The sequence below is a fragment of the Mesorhizobium sp. 2RAF21 genome, from assembly GCF_052115345.1.
Classification (GTDB): Bacteria; Pseudomonadota; Alphaproteobacteria; order Rhizobiales; family Rhizobiaceae; genus Mesorhizobium; species Mesorhizobium terrae.
In genome coordinates this window covers 63,458-79,541 of sequence record NZ_JBFRGM010000010.1, presented here as the reverse complement: position 1 = coordinate 79,541, position 16,084 = coordinate 63,458, and the positions used below count along the sequence as shown (strand labels likewise).

Sequence of the window (16,084 nt, the reverse complement as noted above, 5' to 3'; positions counted from 1 at the left end):
GTCAGGCCCCCATCTCGACGCGCCAGGAGTTGGCGTAGACATTGATGCCGGCGGGGTCGAAGCGCAGTTTCGGCTCGGCGGGGATTTCCTCGTCCTCGCCGATAATGGCCGCGATCTCGTGGCCCTCAAGCCTGGCGCGCACCACCTTGTGGCGGCCGACATCCTCGACCTTGGTAATCGACACGGCGATGCCGACGCGGCCGAGCCGCACATGTTCGGGCCGGATGCCGAGTTCCATCGTGCCGCCCGTCTTCTCGGGTGCACCCGGCAGCACCACGGCCAGCGAACCGAATTTGGCCGTCTTGCCGTCGATCTCCACCGGCAGCACGTTCATGCCGGGCGAGCCGATGAAATAGCCAACGAAGGTATGGCTGGGGCGTTCGAACAACTCCGCCGGCGTGCCGATCTGGACGATGCCGCCGTCATACATGACGACGACCTGGTCAGCGAAGGTCAGTGCCTCGGTCTGGTCGTGGGTGACGTAGACCATGGTGTAGCCGAAGCGGCGATGGAGTTGCTTGAGCTGCGAGCGCAGGACCCACTTCATGTGCGGGTCGATGACGGTCAGCGGCTCGTCGAACAGGATTGCGTTGACATCGGAGCGCACCAGGCCGCGACCGAGCGAAATCTTCTGCTTCTGGTCGGCGGTCAGCCCCCTCGCCTTGCGCTTGGCCCAGTCGGCGAGGCCGATCATGTCGAGCGTCTCGCGGACCTTGCGGTCGACATCGGCTTCCGGCACGGCGCGGTTGCGCAGCGGGAAGGCCAGATTGTCGTAGACGGTCATGGTGTCGTAGATGACCGGGAATTGGAACACCTGGGCGATGTTGCGCTCCTGCGTCGACAGGTGGGTGACATCGCGGCCGTTGAACAAAAGCTCGCCATGCGAAGGGTGCAGCAGGCCGGAGATGATGTTGAGCAGCGTGGTCTTGCCGCAGCCGGACGGTCCGAGCAGCGCGTAGGCACCGCCATCCTGGAAGGTGTGGTGCACCTCCTTCAGCGCGAAATCGCTCTCTTTCTGCGGGTTTGGCAGGTAGGAGTGGCGAATGTGGTTGAGGTCGATGCGTGCCATATCGCGCTCCTATGCCGCCAGCCGGCGCGCGCCGACCGAGCGGCCTGAAGCGTCGAACACCATGATGTGGCGCGGATCGATGAACACCTCGACCTCCTCGTCGGCCTTGAGATCGAGAATGCCGTGGCTGAGCATCACCCAGCGGACATCGGCGAAATCGAGATGGACGAAACTTTCCGAGCCGGTGATTTCGGTGATCGACACCTTGGCGCGCACCGGCACGGCCTGCTCATTCGGCCGCTGCAGCGACAGATGGTGCGGCTGGAAGCCGATCGTGTAGCTGGCATCGGCGATGTCCCTGAGATCGGCCGGAACCGGAATGCCGGCGCCGCCGTCGAGCAGGAACTTCGCGCCCGCCTTGCGCAGCACGATGGCATTGAGCGGCGGATCGGCGAAGGTTCGCGCGGTGATCAAGTCGTCCGGCTTGCGGAAGACATCGATGGTCGGCCCGAACTGGGTGATCCTGCCCTCGGACAGGGTGGCGGTGTTGCCGCCGAGCAGCAACGCCTCATGCGGTTCGGTCGTGGCGTAGACGAAGATGGTGCCGGCCTCGGCAAATATCTTCGGCAGTTCGGCGCGCAGTTCCTCGCGCAGCTTGTAATCCAGATTGGCGAGCGGCTCGTCGAGCAGGACCAGCCTGGCATTCTTGACGATGGCGCGCGCCAAGGCGGTGCGCTGCTGTTGGCCACCGGACAGGTTGAGCGGCGTGCGCTGCAGATAAGGTGTGAGCTTCAGGAGTTCAGCGGCCTGCCGCACCTCGCGATCGATGGTGGCACGATCGACGCCGGCGACGCGCAGCGGCGAGGCGATGTTCTCATAGACGGTCATCGCCGGATAATTGATGAACTGCTGGTAGACCATGGCGACGTTGCGCTTCTGCACCGGCATACCGGTGACGTCAGCGCCGTCGAACCAGATCGAACCCGAGGTCGGCCGGTCGAGCCCGGCCATCAGCCGCATCAGGCTGGTTTTACCCGACAGCGTCGGCCCCAGAAGCACGTTCAGCGAGCCGTGCTGCAGCGTCAACGACACGTCGTTGATGTGCGACAGGCCGCCAACGACCTTCGCGACGTTTCTAAGTTCCAGCATCCGGTTCCTCCCCCCTCTGCTGCGCTTATTCGGCCGCGGCTATGTGCGGCCCGCAGATGCGGCGCAGGAATGCCTCCAGTTCCGCGGTCTGTTTACGGTCGAAATGCAGGCCTCGCTTGGTCCTGCGCCAAAGGATGTCCTGCGCGGTCTCAGCCCACTCGTGCTCGACCAGATAGCGAACCTCGGCCTCGTACAGATCGCCGCCGAAATCCTGGCCGAGATCGGCGATGGACCTGGCTGGGCCGAGCAAGGCATGCGCCCGCGTGCCGTAGAGGCGCACAAGGCGCCGCGCCAGGCGCGGATCGAGGAAGGCGTAGGCCTGTTTCAGTCTGGTCACCTCGGCCTCGTAGCCGGTGGCCGGGAAATCGCCGCCGGGAAGCGGGGCACTAACCGTCCAGGAAGGGCCGCGCTTGCCAAGGAACTCCTCGATCTTCTCGATCATGGATTCAGCCAGCCGGCGGTAGGTGGTGATCTTGCCGCCAAAGGCGTTGACGAGCGGCGCGAGCCCTGCACCGCCCTCGGCCTTCAGCACATAGTCGCGCGTCGCTTCCTGGGCCTTGGAGGCGCCGTCGTCATAGAGCGGGCGCACGGCGGAATAGGTCCAGACGATGTCGTCGCGCAGCACCGGCTGGGCAAAATATTCGCTTGCCGCATCGCAAAGATAGTCGATCTCGCCGTCGCTGATCTTCACATCGTGGGGATCGCCGGTAAAGTCGCGATCCGTGGTGCCGATCAGCGTGAATTCGTCCTCGTAGGGGATGGCGAAGATGATGCGGCCATCCTTGTTCTGGAAGAAATAGGCGCGCGGATCGTCGAACTTCTTGCGCACGACGATATGGCTGCCCTGCACGAGACGTACATTGTGGACATCGTTCTTGCCGACGGTTTCGGACAGGACATGGTCAACCCACGGGCCGGCCGCATTGACGAGCAGCCTCGCTTGCACGGTTTCGATGGCGCGGCTGCGCAAATCCTCGATGGTGATCGTCCATATATCGTTGTCGCGCCGCGCGGCCACCACCCGGGTGCGCGTGCGGATAACGGCGCCACGGTCGGCGGCATCGCGGGCGTTGAGCACGACGAGACGGGCATCGTTGACCCAGCCGTCTGAATATTCGAACGCCTTGGAGAAGATCGGCTTCAACGGCTTGCCGGCGACGTCGCGCTTCATGTCGAGCGTACGGGTTGCCGGCAGCGCCTTGCGGCCGCCGATATGATCGTAGAGGAACAGGCCGAGGCGCAACATCCAGGCCGGGCGCGGGCCGCCGGCGAAATAAGGCAGCACGAAGCGCATCGGCCAGATGATGTGGGGCGCGTTGCGCCACAGCACCTCGCGCTCCATCAGCGCCTCGCGGACAAGCCGAAACTCGTAGAATTCGAGGTAGCGCAGGCCGCCATGGATCAGCTTGGTCGAGCCGGAGGACGTGCCGCTGGCCAGATCGTTCATTTCGGCCAGGAACACGGAATAACCGCGACCGACCGCGTCACGCGCGATGCCGCAGCCATTGATGCCGCCGCCAATGACGAAAATGTCGTGGACCGGAGCTGCGTCCAAAATGCCCTCCCGCCTTTTCGCGTTGCAGCATGCAGAGCCACATTCCGAAAGCAGATTAGGATTATTTCGAAAACAGAACGAATGTCAAACGAAATTCACGGACTTGTTACCGCCCACAACCTCCGCACGTCAGGGGCGCGATGTTTCGATGAGCTGCACCTCGGATTCCTCGCAGATCCTGCGGATAGAAGGAATATCGCAGCGGTCCGTAATGAAGGTGTTGACCTGCGAGAGATGACCGATGCGCACGGGTGCCGTGCGTTCGAATTTGGTGCGATCCGAAACCAGGATGACGTGGCGCGTGTTGGCGATGATGGCCTGCGCCACTTTCACTTCGCGAAAATCGAAATCGAGCAGCGCGCCATCATGGTCGATGGCCGAGGCACCGATCACCGCGTAGTCGACCTTGAACTGCTTGATGAAATCGACCGCCGCTTCGCCGACGATACCGCCGTCCGATCCGCGCACGACGCCGCCGGCAATCACCACCTCTATCGAAGGATAGACGCGCATCCTGTTGGCAACATTGATGTTATTGGTGATCACCATCAAACCGGTGTGATCCAGAAGCGCCTTGCTGACGGATTCCGTCGTGGTGCCGATATTGATGAAGAGGGAGGCGTTGTCGGGGATGAGGCGGGCGGCGGCGCGGCCGATCGCTTCCTTCTCGTCAGCGGCGATCTTGCGCCGCGCCTCATACTCCATGTTTTCGATGCCGGATGGAAACAGCGCGCCGCCGTGGATGCGCGTCAGCAGCCGCTGATCGCACAAGTCGTTGAGATCCTTGCGGATGGTCTGCGGCGTCACTTCGAAATGCGCGGCGAGGTCGTCGACCAGCACGCGCCCCGCCTCCTTCGCCATCTGGATGATCTCGGCGTGACGCGGCGACAGATACATGGCGGCCCTTCCCATTTTCGTTTTTCTTACCCATAGCCGAAAACGAAAGCACGGGAAAGCCGCCAGCATGCAACAGGAAAGCGGCGCCGGAGGCGCCACTGCATTTCGCCGGCTATCGATGTCCGCGCTAAGCCAGGCGGCGGGCCGTCTGCACGATCGCGTCGAATGCCGCCTCGACGTCTTCCCTGGTGGCGTCGAACTGACCGACCTGGAAGCGGATCGCCACGCGGTCCTCGACGCGCGTCTGGGTCAAGTAGATGAAACCATCGTCGTTGATGGCGTTGACCAGCCTCAGATTGTGCTCGTCGGCATCGACGCCCTGCGGCGCGCGATGGCGGAAGGAAAACAGCGACAGCATCGGCTCGGTGACGATCTCGAAGTCCGGCTCGTTGCGCAGGCGCTCGGCAAGGGCAACACTCCAGGCAACGTGGTTGCGGATCATCGTGCGCAGCCCTTCGAGCCCGTGCGCGCGCATCAGGAACCACAATTTGAGCGCCCGGAACCGCCGGCCCAGCGTCACCGTCCATTCGGAGTAGTTGATGATGCCGTCATGGCCGTGCGTCTTCAGATATTCCGGCTTGATCGCCAGGGTCCGCACATGGCTCTCGGGATCGCGCACGAACTGGATCGAGCAGTCGAAACTGGCGCCCAGCCATTTGTGCGGGTTGAAGACGATGGAATCGGCCTTTTCGATCCCGGCCCAGAAGTGCCGGTACTCCGGGCAAATCATCGCCGAACCGGCCCAGGCCGCGTCGACATGCAGGTAAAGGCCGTGACGGCGCGCGATGTCGGCGACGGCGGCGATGTCGTCGGTGCCACCGGTGCTGGTGCCGCCGACGCAGGCGATGATACCGGCCGGCTGCATGCCCGCTTCCTTGTCGGCGCGGATGGCGGCTTCGAGCGCGGCCATGTCCATGCTGCGCAACGCGCCTGCCGTCGGGATGCGCACGAGGTTCTCGTCGCCGATGCCGGCCACCCAGATGGCACGGTCGATGGAGGTGTGGACCTGGTTCGAGCAGTAGACGCGCAGCCGCTTCTGGCCGGACAGGCCCTTGCTGTTGCCTTCCCAGCCGAGCGCGCGCTCGCGCATAGTCAGCACCGCCGCCAAGGTCGCCGAGGACGCCGAATCCTGGATCACGCCCGAAAAACCTTCCGGCAGGCCGAGCGCCTGGCGCAGCCAGTCGATCATCTTGGTTTCGAGTTCAGTGGCGGCCGGAGAGGTCTGCCACAGCATGCATTGGGCGGCGACCGCAGTGACCAGATATTCGGCGATCACCGACACGCGCGCGGCATTGGCGGGGAAATAGGCAAAGAACCGCGGATGCTGCCAATGGGTCATGCCGGGCATGATCTTGGCCTCGAAATCGGCGAAGATCGCCTCCATCGGCTCCGCCTGTTCGGGCGGCGATGCCTCGACGCTGTGCTGGATGGAGCCCGGCGTCACCCGCGGGCGCACCGGCCGGTCGCGCACGGTGTCCCGGTAGTCGGCGCCCCAGTCCGCCGCGCGCCGCGACCAATCGCGAAACTCATTGCTGTCCATCACGCCTCTTCCCTCGGCAATCGTTTAATTAATTAACATGTGTATTATATTGCAGAACCGCAAAAGGCAAGCCTCGCAGGCTACCCTTCGCACCGCGCGATCCTATTGTTGTGTCACGGTAATGGAAACGGCGAGCTGTTCCTGCCCCTGCCCCACACGAATTCCGGAGACCGGCATGGCATCGCGATAGTCGCGGCCGGTCGCCACCCGCACGTAGCGCTCATCCGGGGAAATGCCGTTGGCGGCGTCGAACGACACCCAGCCCAGGCCCGCGACATGCGCCTCCGCCCAGGCGTGGCTCGCGGCCTGCTCGGAGACGCCGTCCATCATCAGATAGCCACTGACATAACGCGCCGGCAGCCCCAGCAGCCTGGACGCCGCGATGAAGACGTGGCTGTGGTCCTGGCAGACGCCGGTGCCCAAGCTCAGCGCCTCCTCGGCAACCGTTTCGGCGCTGGTGGAGCCCGGCCGGTAGTCGATCCTGTCACGCACCGTTTCCATCAATCTGTGCAGCCGCTCGATCTCGGTTCCCTCGCCGAGCGTCCGGATCAGCGCGCGGATGCCCTCGCCCGGCGCCGTCAGCGGCGTTTCGCGCAGGAACAGCCAGAGCGGCGCGAAACCATAATGCTTGCCGTAGACACCGGCCTTGTCGAGCGTCTCGACCTCGCCGCTGGCCTCGATCGCGATCATCTGCGGCGCGCCTTCGACGCTGACCAGCCGCGTATCGTTGGCGAACTGGTCGCTGAAATGGACTTCTTCCCTGGCGCCCTCGATCCGCAGCGCCCATGAACGCACCGTCTGGGTCGGGCCGGAGCTTGGCACCAGCCTTATGCGCTGCAGCGCATAGCTGACCGGCGCGTCGTAACTGTATTCGGTCCGGTGCGTGATCCTGAGGCGCATGGTGATCCTAGTAGAACCGGTAGTCCTCGGCGATCTCGTCGCCGAGCCGCGTGTTCTCGGCGATGAAATTGCCGAGGAATTCGTGCAAGCCGGCGTCGAAGACGTCCTTGATCGAGCCGACTTTCAGCATTGCGTGGATACGCTCGGCGGTGGTGTGACAGGCATGGCGCGCGCCATAGTCGCTGCCAAGGAAATTCAGATGTTCGAGGATGAAGCGGTAGCAGAACGTCAGCGAGCGCGGCATGCGCGCATTGACGATCAGATAGTCGGCGATGTTCGTCGGTTTGTATTCGGCCTCATACACCCAGCGGTAGGAGCGGTGCGCCGACACCGAGCGCAGGATCGATTCCCACTGGTAGTTGTCGAGCGTCGAACCGACCCAGGAAATCGACGGCAGAAGCACGTAATACTTCACGTCGAGGATGCGCGCCGTGTTGTCGGCGCGTTCGAGATAGGTGCCGAGCTGCGAGAAATCGAAGATCTCGTTGCGCAGCATGGTGCCGTAGAAGGCGCCGCGGATCAGCGCCGTCTCGCGTTTGACGGCGTCGAGCACGGTCGGCAGTTCGCGCTGGTCGATCGGCTTGGCCAGAATGCGCTTCAGGGCCATCCAGGCCTCGTTGGTGCTTTCCCACGTCTCGCGTGTCAGCGCCGTGCGCACCATGCGGGCGTTGTTGCGCGCGGTTTCGATGGACGACATCACGCTGGACGGGTTCGACGTGTCGCGCAGCAGGAAATCTGCGACATTGGCAGCGGTGAACTCGGAATATTTCTGCGCGAAGGCGACATCGGAACCGGCACTGATGACAACGGAGTGCCATTCCTCGGAAGCATCCTGCGTACGTGTCAGCGCCATGCGCAGACCGGCATCGACCAGGCGCGCCATGTTCTCAGCCCGCTCGATATAGCGGTTCATCCAGTAAAGGCCGTTGGCGGTGCGTCCGAGAAGCATTAGCTGGGCCTCCCGGCGGCAATCGGCAGTCGGCAGTCGGCAGATCGGAAGGGTATGCGTATCAGCGCCATCAGCTTGCCCGTTGGAGACTGCGTATCAAGGCCCGAAGCATCCGACCGATATCGTTTGCCTGAGCCAAAAAGCGTCGTTGTGCTTCCGCCTCGAGAAAGCCAACGCGGGTAGAAATTATGATGTGCGTCTCGAATTCCTTCAGCGAACCTTGAGCGATGCGAAGGAACTGGACGTAAGAACCGGTATTTTCCCGACCATATCCTTCCGCGATATTGGCCGCCACGGAAGTGGCTGCTCGTCTCAACTGAGATGTAAGTCCATACAATTCAGATTGCGGAAAAGCTCTGGTCTGTTCGTAACAGTCGACAGCCAATTCAATAGCCAGGTTCCACACTCTTAGATCGCGATATGAGCCGATCTTGCTGTTTTCAGAACCGAGCGGCGGCTCGTGATCTGAGACCGACTGCCGACTGCCGATTGCCGACCAGCCGCTAGTCATCCAACACCCACGTATCCTTCGTCCCGCCGCCCTGAGACGAATTCACCACGAGCGAGCCTTCCTTCAGCGCGACACGGGTCAGGCCGCCGGGCACCAGCTGGATGCGGTCGGAGACGAGCACATAGGGCCTGAGGTCGACGTGCCTCGGCGCCAGACCCTTTTCGGTCATGATCGGGCACGTCGAGAGCGCAAGGGTCGGCTGGGCGATATAGTTCGACGGCTTGGCGGCGAGTTTCTTGCCGAACTCCTCGCATTCCTTTCTGGTCGCGGCCGGACCGACCAGCATGCCGTAGCCGCCCGACCCGTGAACCTCCTTGATGACCAGCTCGGACAGATGCTCCAGCACATATTTCAGGCTGTCCGGCTCCGAGCAGCGCCAGGTCGGGATGTTGCCGAGGATCGGCTTGCGGCCGGTGTAGAATTCGACGATTTCCGGCATGTAGGAATAGATCGCCTTGTCGTCGGAAATGCCGGTGCCCGGCGCATTGGCGATGGTGATGTTGCCGGCGCGGTAGACGTCCATGATGCCTGGCACGCCGAGCGCTGAATCGGGCTTGAAGGTCAGCGGGTCCAGATAGGCATCGTCGACGCGGCGGTAGAGCACGTCGATCTGCTTGTAGCCTTCGGTCGTGCGCATCGCGACATGGCCGTCGACGACGCGCAGGTCCGAACCCTCCACCAGTTGCACGCCCATCTGGTCGGCAAGAAAGGCGTGTTCGTAATAGGCGGAGTTGTAGATGCCCGGGGTCAGCACCGCGATGGTCGGCGTGCCGTCGACGCCCTTCGGCCTGACCGCCGCCAGCGATTGCCGGAGCAGCGCCGGATAGTTCTCCACCGGCCGCACCTTGATCTGCTGGAACAACTCCGGAAAGAGCTGCATCATCGTCTCGCGGTTCTCCAGCATGTAGGAGACGCCCGACGGCGTGCGCGCATTGTCCTCCAGAACGTAGAACTCGTTCTCACTGATGCGGACGATGTCGACCCCGATGATGTGGGTGTAGACGCCTGCCGGCGGACGAACCCCGATCATCTCGGGCAGGAAGGCCTCGTTGTCGGCGATCAGCTGCCGGGGCACGCGTCCGGCGCGCAGGATTTCCTGGCGATGATAGATGTCATCCAGAAACGCGTTCAACGCCTGCACGCGCTGCTCGATGCCGAGCGCCAGCCGGCGCCATTCCTGGCCGGCAATGATGCGGGGCACGATGTCAAAGGGGATGAGGCGCTCGGAGGCCTCCTGCTCGCCGTAAACGGCGAAGGTGATGCCGGTTTTCCGGAAGACGCGCTCCGCATCCTCCATCTTCTGGGCCAGTCTGGCCGGGTCTTGTTCTTTTAGCCAACGATCATAAGCCGAGTATGGTCTTCTCAGCCCGGTAGTTTCCGGAAGCATCTCGTCGAAAGCTGCCAATCGCGTACTCCCCTCTGAAGCCATTTGAACTGGCGTCGGGGAAGAAAATCAAGCGCAATCGGTGATTTGCATCAGGCCTAGCCAACAATGTCGGCTGGTTGCACAATGGCAAGGCGGCAAAGCACTGTTATGGGCAGCCGCATGCCGAAAAAACGGTCACCCGGAAGGCGAGCGTCAGAACGCCCGGAAGGTGACGGTCGTGAACGTATCCTTGATGCCGGGAATGACCTGCACCTTCTCGTTGACGAAATGGCCGACATCCTGATCGTCATCGATGTAGAACTTCGCCATCAGGTCGTAGTGACCGGCGGTCGAATAGATTTCGGAAGCGATCTCGGCGTCGGCCAGCGCGCTTGCCACGTCATAGGCCTTGCCGAGCTCGCATTTGAACTGAACGAAAAAAGTCTTCACGGCTCCGCCTCGCTGGTGCCCTTGCTGATGCGGTCGTTCTGGCAGACTGGCGGCGGCGTTTCAAGCGCCGCCTTGGGTAGGGTCAGGACCTGGCTTGACGAACCGCCGTCCTGAGTTCGTCCAGCGACAGACCGTGACGGAACAGGCGGCCGCCCACCACCAGTGCCGGTGTGCCACGCAGCTTGAAGGCACTGGCCTGGCTCTCGTTGCGGACAAGCAGCGCGTCGATCCCGGCACCGCGCTCGGCCAGATTTGCACGCGTCCTGGCAAGGTCGATGCCGGCATCGGCCAGGATCGTATCCGTGCGGCGCTCCGACAGCCGGCCCTCGGCCGTCATCAGGGCATCCACCGCCTGCCCATAGTGGCCGCTATCGCTGGTGGCGAGCGCCATTTTGGCCGCGTAGCGCGACGCGTCTCCAAAGATCGGCCAGTCCTTCATGACCAGACGGATGCCTGCGTCTTCCGCGAGCAGTTTCTTGAGCTCGATGAAGGCCAGTTTGCAGACCGGGCATTGAAAATCGACATATTCGGCGATGGTGACGTCGCCTTGCGGGTTGCCAAGCGCGGGAATGGCCGGATCGGCAGCCACTTCATCCATGGTCGGCATGGCTGCCGCATTGGCCAGCAGGCAAGGCAGCGCCAGAGCGGCGACCGCACCGGTCAAAAACAAACGACGGTCGATTGGCTGACACAACATCGTCCACTCCGAGATCCGCGCGAATCCTCCCGCCGAAAGCATGTCTGGCGCGCCTTAACCACGGCTTAAAGGCGGAAGGGCCGACAGTGGCGCCGAGATTGACACATCTTCCTTTGACGGCTTCAAAATCGGCATAGTCATGAGAGCCGCCGTCAGAGCGGTTTTGGGGAGGATTTTCATGCGGACATTCTGGCGTTGGGCATTGCGCGTCGTTGTGCTCACTGTCGTCGTTGCGCTCGTCGGTGGCTTCGTCTTCCGCCAGAAGATCAAGGAACTGCATGCGGTCTATATCTATGCGAACCTGTTCAAGCCGGATGTGATCGACGAGAATTTCCGCTCGTTCTACAAGACCTATCCTTCCGTCCGCATCGAGCGTGGCGCCGAGGTGAGCGACCTTCCAAAAGCCGAACGGCCGCTTCCGGAAACATATGTGTCGGGCGGCGAGACCCGTACGATCGCCGACTGGATCGAACAATCCCAGACCACCGGCCTGCTGGTCATCAAGGACGGCGTGATCGTCCATGAGGAATACCGGCGCGGCAACAGCGCACAAACGCAATCGATCGCCATGTCGGTTTCGAAGTCGACCATCTCGTTCCTGATTGGCAACGCGGTTGCCGACGGTCTCATCAAGCTGGACGACCCGGTGGAGAAATACGCGCCGCTGCTGGCCGAGGGCGGCTACAAGGGCGTCAAGGTCAAGAACGTGCTGCAGATGGCGTCCGGCGTTGGATTCAACGAGGATTATGGCGACCTCAACTCCGACGTCGTGCGCTACATCATCCAGATCCTGACCGGCTCGGTGGACGATTTCACCGCCCATCTGAAGAACGAGCGCCCGCAAGGTACGGTCAACCGCTATGTCTCGGCCGATACGCAGGTGCTGGGCATGGTGCTGGAGGGTGCCACCGGAAAGCCCCTGCCCGACTATTTCAAGGAGCGGCTGTGGTCGCGTCTCGGTCCCGAGGCCGATGCCTACTGGCTGGTCGATCAGAAGAAAGAAACGATCGCCGCCGGCGGGCTCAATGCGGTGCTGCGCGACTATGCCCGCTTCGGGCTGCTTTATCTGAACGAGGGGCGCAACTGGAAGGGCGAGCAGATCGTGCCGGCAGTGTGGGTGCATGCCTCGGTGACACCCGACGCGCCCTATCTGACGCCGGGCCGCGAAGACGCAGCCGCCGGCGTGCCGTTCGGCTATGGCTACCAATGGTGGATACCCGGCAAGCCGCAGGGCGACTTCTCGGCCATCGGCATCTATGGCCAGTTCATCTACGTCAACCCGGCGCGCAAGGTCGTCATCGCCAAAACCTCGGCCTATGTCGACTACAACAACAGCGGCAACGCCATGGAGTACGCGACGATCGATGCCTTCCAGGCGATCGCCAACGCGCTGTAATACTTTTGATCCGATGCCTGAGCTTTCCGAAGATCGATCCAGACCCGCAGGATCAAGCGCTACAGAGCCGGTAGATCGCCCCTCGCCCAGCCTTCCGAGATCGCCGCCGTTCGGGTCTCAAACTGGCCGGCCTCGATCGCATTGCGAATGTCCTGCATCAGCTTCTGATAGTAGGACAGGTTGTTCCAGGTCAGCAGCATGGCACCGAGCGCTTCCTGCGAGCGCACAAGGTGGTGCAGATAGGCGCGGGAATAGTCGCGCGCGGCCGGGCAGTCGCTCTCTTCGTCCAACGGGCGTGGATCGTCGGCGTGGCGGGCGTTGCGCAGGTTGATCTTGCCGCGCCGTGTATAGGCAAGCCCGTGGCGCCCCGCCCTTGTCGGCATCACGCAATCGAACATGTCGATGCCGCGCGCCACCGACTTCACGATGTCGTCGGGCGTGCCGACGCCCATCAGGTAGCGCGGCTTTTCCGCCGGCAGTTCCGGACAGGTGATGTCGAGCATCTCCAGCATCACAGCCTGCGGCTCGCCGACCGCGAGACCGCCGACTGCGTAGCCTTTGAGCCCCATGGCGGACAGCGCCTGCGCGGAACGCACGCGCAGCTTTTCATTGTCGCCGCCTTGCACGATGCCGAACATCGCCTTGCCGGGCTGGTCGCCAAAAGCCGTCTTGCAGCGCTCGGCCCAGCGCAGCGACAGCTCCATCGCCCGCTCGATTTCGTTCTCGTCCGCCGGCAGCGCGGTGCATTCGTCGAGCTGCATCTGGATGTCGGAATCGAGCAGGCCCTGGATTTCGATCGAGCGCTCCGGCGACATTTCATAGGGCGAACCGTCGATATGCGAGCGGAAGGTGACGCCCTGCTCGGTCAGCTTCCTGAGCTTCGACAGCGACATCACCTGGAAACCGCCGGAATCGGTCAGGATCGGATGCGGCCAGCGGGCGAATTCGTGCAGGCCGCCCAATCGCGCGACACGCTCGGCGCCCGGGCGCAGCATCAGGTGATAGGTGTTGCCCAGGATGATGTCGGCGCCGACGCCGCGCACCTGGTCCATATACATGGCCTTGACGGTGCCGCCCGTGCCGACCGGCATGAAGGCCGGCGTGCGGATCTTGCCGCGCGGCATGGAGATTTCGCCGCGCCGCGCCTTGCCGTCGGTGGCGAGTAGAGAAAAGGAAAAGCTCTCGGTCATGCGCTGCCTTTAGCCGCCGCCGCGCTGCATGACAATCGCCGGACCTACCTTGTTCGATCAAGGCGGCCCTTCTACCCTGTATGACGGCAAACCGGGGTCGACCCGATGACGACGATCGAAGGTGCATGCCATTGCGGCGCGGTCCGCTGGCGCTTCAACGGAACACCGGAAGGCGCGACGGCGTGCAACTGCACGGTCTGCCGCCGCCACGGAACCCTGTGGATCTATGGTCATGAGGGCGAGGAGATCGAGGTGTCGGGCGAGGCGCACGCCTATGCGCGCCACGGCAGCGAAAGCCACCTCACCTTCAACTTCTGCCCGAAATGCGGCTGCGTGGCCTGGTGGCGCGGCACGCGGCTGAACAAGGAAGGCCGCCGGCGCATGGCCGTGAACGTACGGCTGGCCGAGCCGGAGGTCGTCGCCGCCCTGCCCATCGACCATTTCGACGGGCTGGACACTTTTACCGACTTGCCGCGCGATGGCCGCTGCGTGGCGGACTACTGGTTCTGAATACCAGCGAAGTCGCTATTCGCCTAATTCCCTGTCATGCACCGGCGCGCCTCACGCCCTGAACAGCAGACTGCCGTCGCCGTAGGAATAGAAACGATAGCCGCTCTTAATGGCATGGCCATAGGCCAAGCGCATGGTTTCCAATCCGGCAAAGGCCGACACCAGCATGAACAGCGTCGAGCGCGGCAGGTGGAAATTGGTCATCAGCGCATCGGCGGTGCGGAAGCGATAGCCGGGCGTGATGAAGATGTCGGTCGCGCCTGACCAGGCGGCGAGCGTGCCGTCCGGGCGCGCGGCACTCTCCAGAAGCCTGAGCGAGGTGGTGCCGACGCAAACGATGCGGTTGCCGCGCGCCTTGGCGGCATTCAGCGCATCGGCGGTCTCCTGTGACACATAACCGGTCTCGGCATGCATTTTGTGGTCGGCCGTATCGTCGGCTTTGACCGGCAGAAAGGTGCCGGCGCCGACATGCAGCGTCACGAACCGCCGCTCAATGCCTTTGGCATCGAGTGCGGCAAACAGGTCCGGCGTGAAATGCAGGCCGGCGGTGGGGGCCGCCACGGCCCCCTCTTCCCGCGCATAGATCGTCTGGTAGTCGGAAAGATCGCGCGCGTCGTCGTCGCGCTTGGAGGCGATATAGGGCGGCAGCGGAATGTGGCCGACGGCATGCAGCGCTTCATCGAGGAATGCACCCGAGAGGTCAAAGCCGAGCAGGACTTCGCCGCCCTCGCGCTTTTCGAGCACGGTGGCGTCGAGCTGGCCGAGAAAACAGGAATTGCCGTCATGGCCGAAATGGATGCGGTCGCCGGTGGCGATGCGCTTGCCGGGCCGCATGAAGGCCAGCCAGCGGTCGGCCCCGGTGCGCATATGCAGCGTCGCCTCGACCTGAGCGGTCGCGTCGCCACGCCGGCGGATGCCGCGCAGCTGCGCCGGGATGACCTTAGTGTCGTTGAAGACGAGCACATCGCCGGGTTCGAGCAATGACGGCAGGTCGCGCACGACCTTGTCGGCCAGCCCCTCGCCGGGCCTCACCACCAGGAGTCGTGCCGCGTCGCGCGGTTCGGCCGGGCGTAGCGCAATGCGCTCCTCGGGCAGGTCGAAATCGAACAAATCCACTTTCATGGCTGCGGCAATAGCCTGATCTGGACCCGGCCGTCACCTGCTTTTGCGCCACCGCGCCTCGCGGCCGGTCACACAAGGGCAATGCGACGATGGAGTCGCTACTCATAACTGATTGCATTTTGCAATCAGTATACCTATCTTCGCGTACCCTGGAAAAACACTCCCAAAGCAGGACGCGTGTCATGAGTAAGGTTAGAGTATTGGGTTTCTCGGTTTCGCTCGACGGCTACGGCGCCGGGCCGGAACAGAGCCTCGAACACCCGTTCGGCAAGGGCGGCATGGAATTGCCGCAATGGCTGATGGGAACGAAGACATTCAACACGATGATCGGCGAACAAGGCGGTTCGACCGGCGTGGACGACCGCTATGCGGCGGCCTCGCTGCAAGGCTTCGGCGCCTTCATTATCGGCCGCAACATGTTCGGTCCGCTACGTGGTGAATGGCCGGACGAGAACTGGAAAGGCTGGTGGGGCGACAACCCGCCCTATCACACGCCGGTGTTCGTGCTTACGCATCACGCGCGGCCGTCGATCGAGATGGAGGGCGGAACGACCTTCCATTTCGTCACCGAAGGCGCCGACGAGGCGTTGAAGCGGGCAAAGGCGGCGGCGGGCAAGCTCGACGTCAAGATCGGTGGCGGTGTCGAGACGGTGCGGCACTATCTGCGCACCGGGGCGATCGATGACATGCATCTGGCGATTTCGCCGGTGCTGCTCGGCAAGGGCGAAGCGCTTTTCGCCGGTCTTGACCTGCCGGCTCTCGGCTATCAGGTCACGGCCCGCGAGACAACGGACCTAGCCACGCATGTCGTGCTGGAGAAACGTTGAAGCGCCGTCCCCGGTG

Annotated in this window: 16 protein-coding genes; 3 read left to right on the top strand and 13 right to left on the bottom strand. The window is 63.1% G+C overall.

Translation table 11 applies throughout. From position 1 onward, the window contains the following. Nucleotide 1: 1 nt before the first annotated feature. The 11 genes from AB4136_RS17560 to AB4136_RS17510 form a co-directional block, all read right to left on the bottom strand. Nucleotides 2-1,069, bottom strand: a complete 1,068-nt coding sequence (locus AB4136_RS17560; RefSeq protein ID WP_024924858.1) for an ABC transporter ATP-binding protein — start codon at nt 1,067-1,069, stop codon at nt 2-4. Nucleotides 1,070-1,078: 9 nt separating this feature from the next. Next, nucleotides 1,079-2,158, bottom strand: coding sequence for an ABC transporter ATP-binding protein (locus AB4136_RS17555; protein ID WP_137900484.1), 1,080 nt, complete (start codon nt 2,156-2,158; stop codon nt 1,079-1,081). 25 nt (nt 2,159-2,183) lie between these two features. Then, nucleotides 2,184-3,713, bottom strand: coding sequence for a glycerol-3-phosphate dehydrogenase (glpD, locus tag AB4136_RS17550; protein WP_024924856.1), 1,530 nt, complete (start codon nt 3,711-3,713; stop codon nt 2,184-2,186). A gap of 129 nt (nt 3,714-3,842) precedes the next feature. After that, nucleotides 3,843-4,610 (bottom strand): DeoR/GlpR family DNA-binding transcription regulator, encoded by a 768-nt coding sequence (locus AB4136_RS17545; RefSeq protein ID WP_024924855.1) that lies wholly within the window; start codon nt 4,608-4,610, stop codon nt 3,843-3,845. Nucleotides 4,611-4,737: 127 nt separating this feature from the next. After that, complete coding sequence (locus AB4136_RS17540; RefSeq protein WP_024924854.1) at nt 4,738-6,150, bottom strand: pyridoxal phosphate-dependent decarboxylase family protein; 1,413 nt, start codon at nt 6,148-6,150, stop codon at nt 4,738-4,740. Between the two features lie 102 nt (nt 6,151-6,252). Further along, nucleotides 6,253-7,050, bottom strand: coding sequence for a transglutaminase family protein (locus AB4136_RS17535; protein WP_024924853.1), 798 nt, complete (start codon nt 7,048-7,050; stop codon nt 6,253-6,255). A 7-nt stretch (nt 7,051-7,057) separates the two neighbouring features. Beyond that, entirely contained in the window at nt 7,058-7,999 is a 942-nt protein-coding gene (locus AB4136_RS17530; protein WP_024924852.1) for an alpha-E domain-containing protein, read from the bottom strand. Nucleotides 8,000-8,069: 70 nt separating this feature from the next. Further along, nucleotides 8,070-8,510: a four helix bundle protein gene (locus AB4136_RS17525; RefSeq protein WP_081766908.1), complete on the bottom strand. Its 441-nt coding sequence runs from the start codon at nt 8,508-8,510 to the stop codon at nt 8,070-8,072. Next, entirely contained in the window at nt 8,503-9,915 is a 1,413-nt protein-coding gene (locus tag AB4136_RS17520; RefSeq protein ID WP_024924851.1) for a circularly permuted type 2 ATP-grasp protein, read from the bottom strand. Before AB4136_RS17520 ends, AB4136_RS17525 begins: the two co-directional genes overlap by 8 nt. Nucleotides 9,916-10,089: 174 nt before the next feature. Beyond that, nucleotides 10,090-10,326 (bottom strand): Lrp/AsnC ligand binding domain-containing protein, encoded by a 237-nt coding sequence (locus tag AB4136_RS17515; protein ID WP_024924850.1) that lies wholly within the window; start codon nt 10,324-10,326, stop codon nt 10,090-10,092. A gap of 82 nt (nt 10,327-10,408) precedes the next feature. Next, a complete protein-coding gene (locus AB4136_RS17510) occupies nt 10,409-11,023 on the bottom strand; it encodes a DsbA family protein (protein ID WP_024924849.1) in 615 nt (204 codons plus the stop codon). 178 nt (nt 11,024-11,201) lie between these two features. On the opposite strand from AB4136_RS17510, the gene AB4136_RS17505 reads away from it, so the two are divergent. Continuing rightward, the gene (locus AB4136_RS17505; protein ID WP_137900482.1) at nt 11,202-12,419 is read left to right on the top strand and encodes a serine hydrolase domain-containing protein; all 1,218 of its coding nucleotides are present in this window, start codon (nt 11,202-11,204) and stop codon (nt 12,417-12,419) included. Nucleotides 12,420-12,478: 59 nt separating this feature from the next. On the opposite strand, the gene tgt is transcribed toward AB4136_RS17505, so the two are convergent. Continuing rightward, nucleotides 12,479-13,609: a tRNA guanosine(34) transglycosylase Tgt gene (gene tgt / locus AB4136_RS17500; RefSeq protein WP_137900481.1), complete on the bottom strand. Its 1,131-nt coding sequence runs from the start codon at nt 13,607-13,609 to the stop codon at nt 12,479-12,481. A 105-nt stretch (nt 13,610-13,714) separates the two neighbouring features. Between tgt and AB4136_RS17495 the strand changes: the two genes are divergently transcribed. Next, nucleotides 13,715-14,119 carry a GFA family protein gene (locus AB4136_RS17495; RefSeq protein ID WP_036253633.1) on the top strand — a complete coding sequence of 135 codons (405 nt, stop codon included), beginning with the start codon at nt 13,715-13,717 and terminating at the stop codon, nt 14,117-14,119. 51 nt (nt 14,120-14,170) lie between these two features. Here the strand turns inward: AB4136_RS17495 and queA are convergent, their stop codons facing one another. Beyond that, on the bottom strand, nt 14,171-15,241 hold the full coding sequence (gene queA / locus AB4136_RS17490) for a tRNA preQ1(34) S-adenosylmethionine ribosyltransferase-isomerase QueA (protein ID WP_024924845.1): 1,071 nt from the start codon (nt 15,239-15,241) through the stop codon (nt 14,171-14,173). Between the two features lie 182 nt (nt 15,242-15,423). Here queA and AB4136_RS17485 point away from each other — a divergent pair, with 182 nt between their 5' ends. Continuing rightward, complete coding sequence (locus AB4136_RS17485; RefSeq protein ID WP_024924844.1) at nt 15,424-16,068, top strand: dihydrofolate reductase family protein; 645 nt, start codon at nt 15,424-15,426, stop codon at nt 16,066-16,068. Nucleotides 16,069-16,084 lie beyond the last annotated feature (16 nt).

What these genes read in the sequence shown, in the direction of transcription:
- AB4136_RS17560 (WP_024924858.1), bottom strand. Translation starts at nt 1,069, where the DNA reads ATGGCACGCATCGACCTCAACCACATTCGCCACTCCTACCTGCCAAAC.
- AB4136_RS17555 (WP_137900484.1), bottom strand. Translation starts at nt 2,158, where the DNA reads ATGCTGGAACTTAGAAACGTCGCGAAGGTCGTTGGCGGCCTGTCGCAC.
- AB4136_RS17545 (WP_024924855.1), bottom strand. Translation starts at nt 4,610, where the DNA reads ATGTATCTGTCGCCGCGTCACGCCGAGATCATCCAGATGGCGAAGGAG.
- AB4136_RS17540 (WP_024924854.1), bottom strand. Translation starts at nt 6,150, where the DNA reads ATGGACAGCAATGAGTTTCGCGATTGGTCGCGGCGCGCGGCGGACTGG.
- AB4136_RS17535 (WP_024924853.1), bottom strand. Translation starts at nt 7,050, where the DNA reads ATGCGCCTCAGGATCACGCACCGGACCGAATACAGTTACGACGCGCCG.
- AB4136_RS17530 (WP_024924852.1), bottom strand. Translation starts at nt 7,999, where the DNA reads ATGCTTCTCGGACGCACCGCCAACGGCCTTTACTGGATGAACCGCTAT.
- AB4136_RS17525 (WP_081766908.1), bottom strand. Translation starts at nt 8,510, where the DNA reads ATGACTAGCGGCTGGTCGGCAATCGGCAGTCGGCAGTCGGTCTCAGAT.
- AB4136_RS17510 (WP_024924849.1), bottom strand. Translation starts at nt 11,023, where the DNA reads ATGTTGTGTCAGCCAATCGACCGTCGTTTGTTTTTGACCGGTGCGGTC.
- AB4136_RS17505 (WP_137900482.1), top strand. Translation starts at nt 11,202, where the DNA reads ATGCGGACATTCTGGCGTTGGGCATTGCGCGTCGTTGTGCTCACTGTC.
- tgt (WP_137900481.1), bottom strand. Translation starts at nt 13,609, where the DNA reads ATGACCGAGAGCTTTTCCTTTTCTCTACTCGCCACCGACGGCAAGGCG.
- AB4136_RS17495 (WP_036253633.1), top strand. Translation starts at nt 13,715, where the DNA reads ATGACGACGATCGAAGGTGCATGCCATTGCGGCGCGGTCCGCTGGCGC.
- queA (WP_024924845.1), bottom strand. Translation starts at nt 15,241, where the DNA reads ATGAAAGTGGATTTGTTCGATTTCGACCTGCCCGAGGAGCGCATTGCG.
- AB4136_RS17485 (WP_024924844.1), top strand. Translation starts at nt 15,424, where the DNA reads ATGAGTAAGGTTAGAGTATTGGGTTTCTCGGTTTCGCTCGACGGCTAC.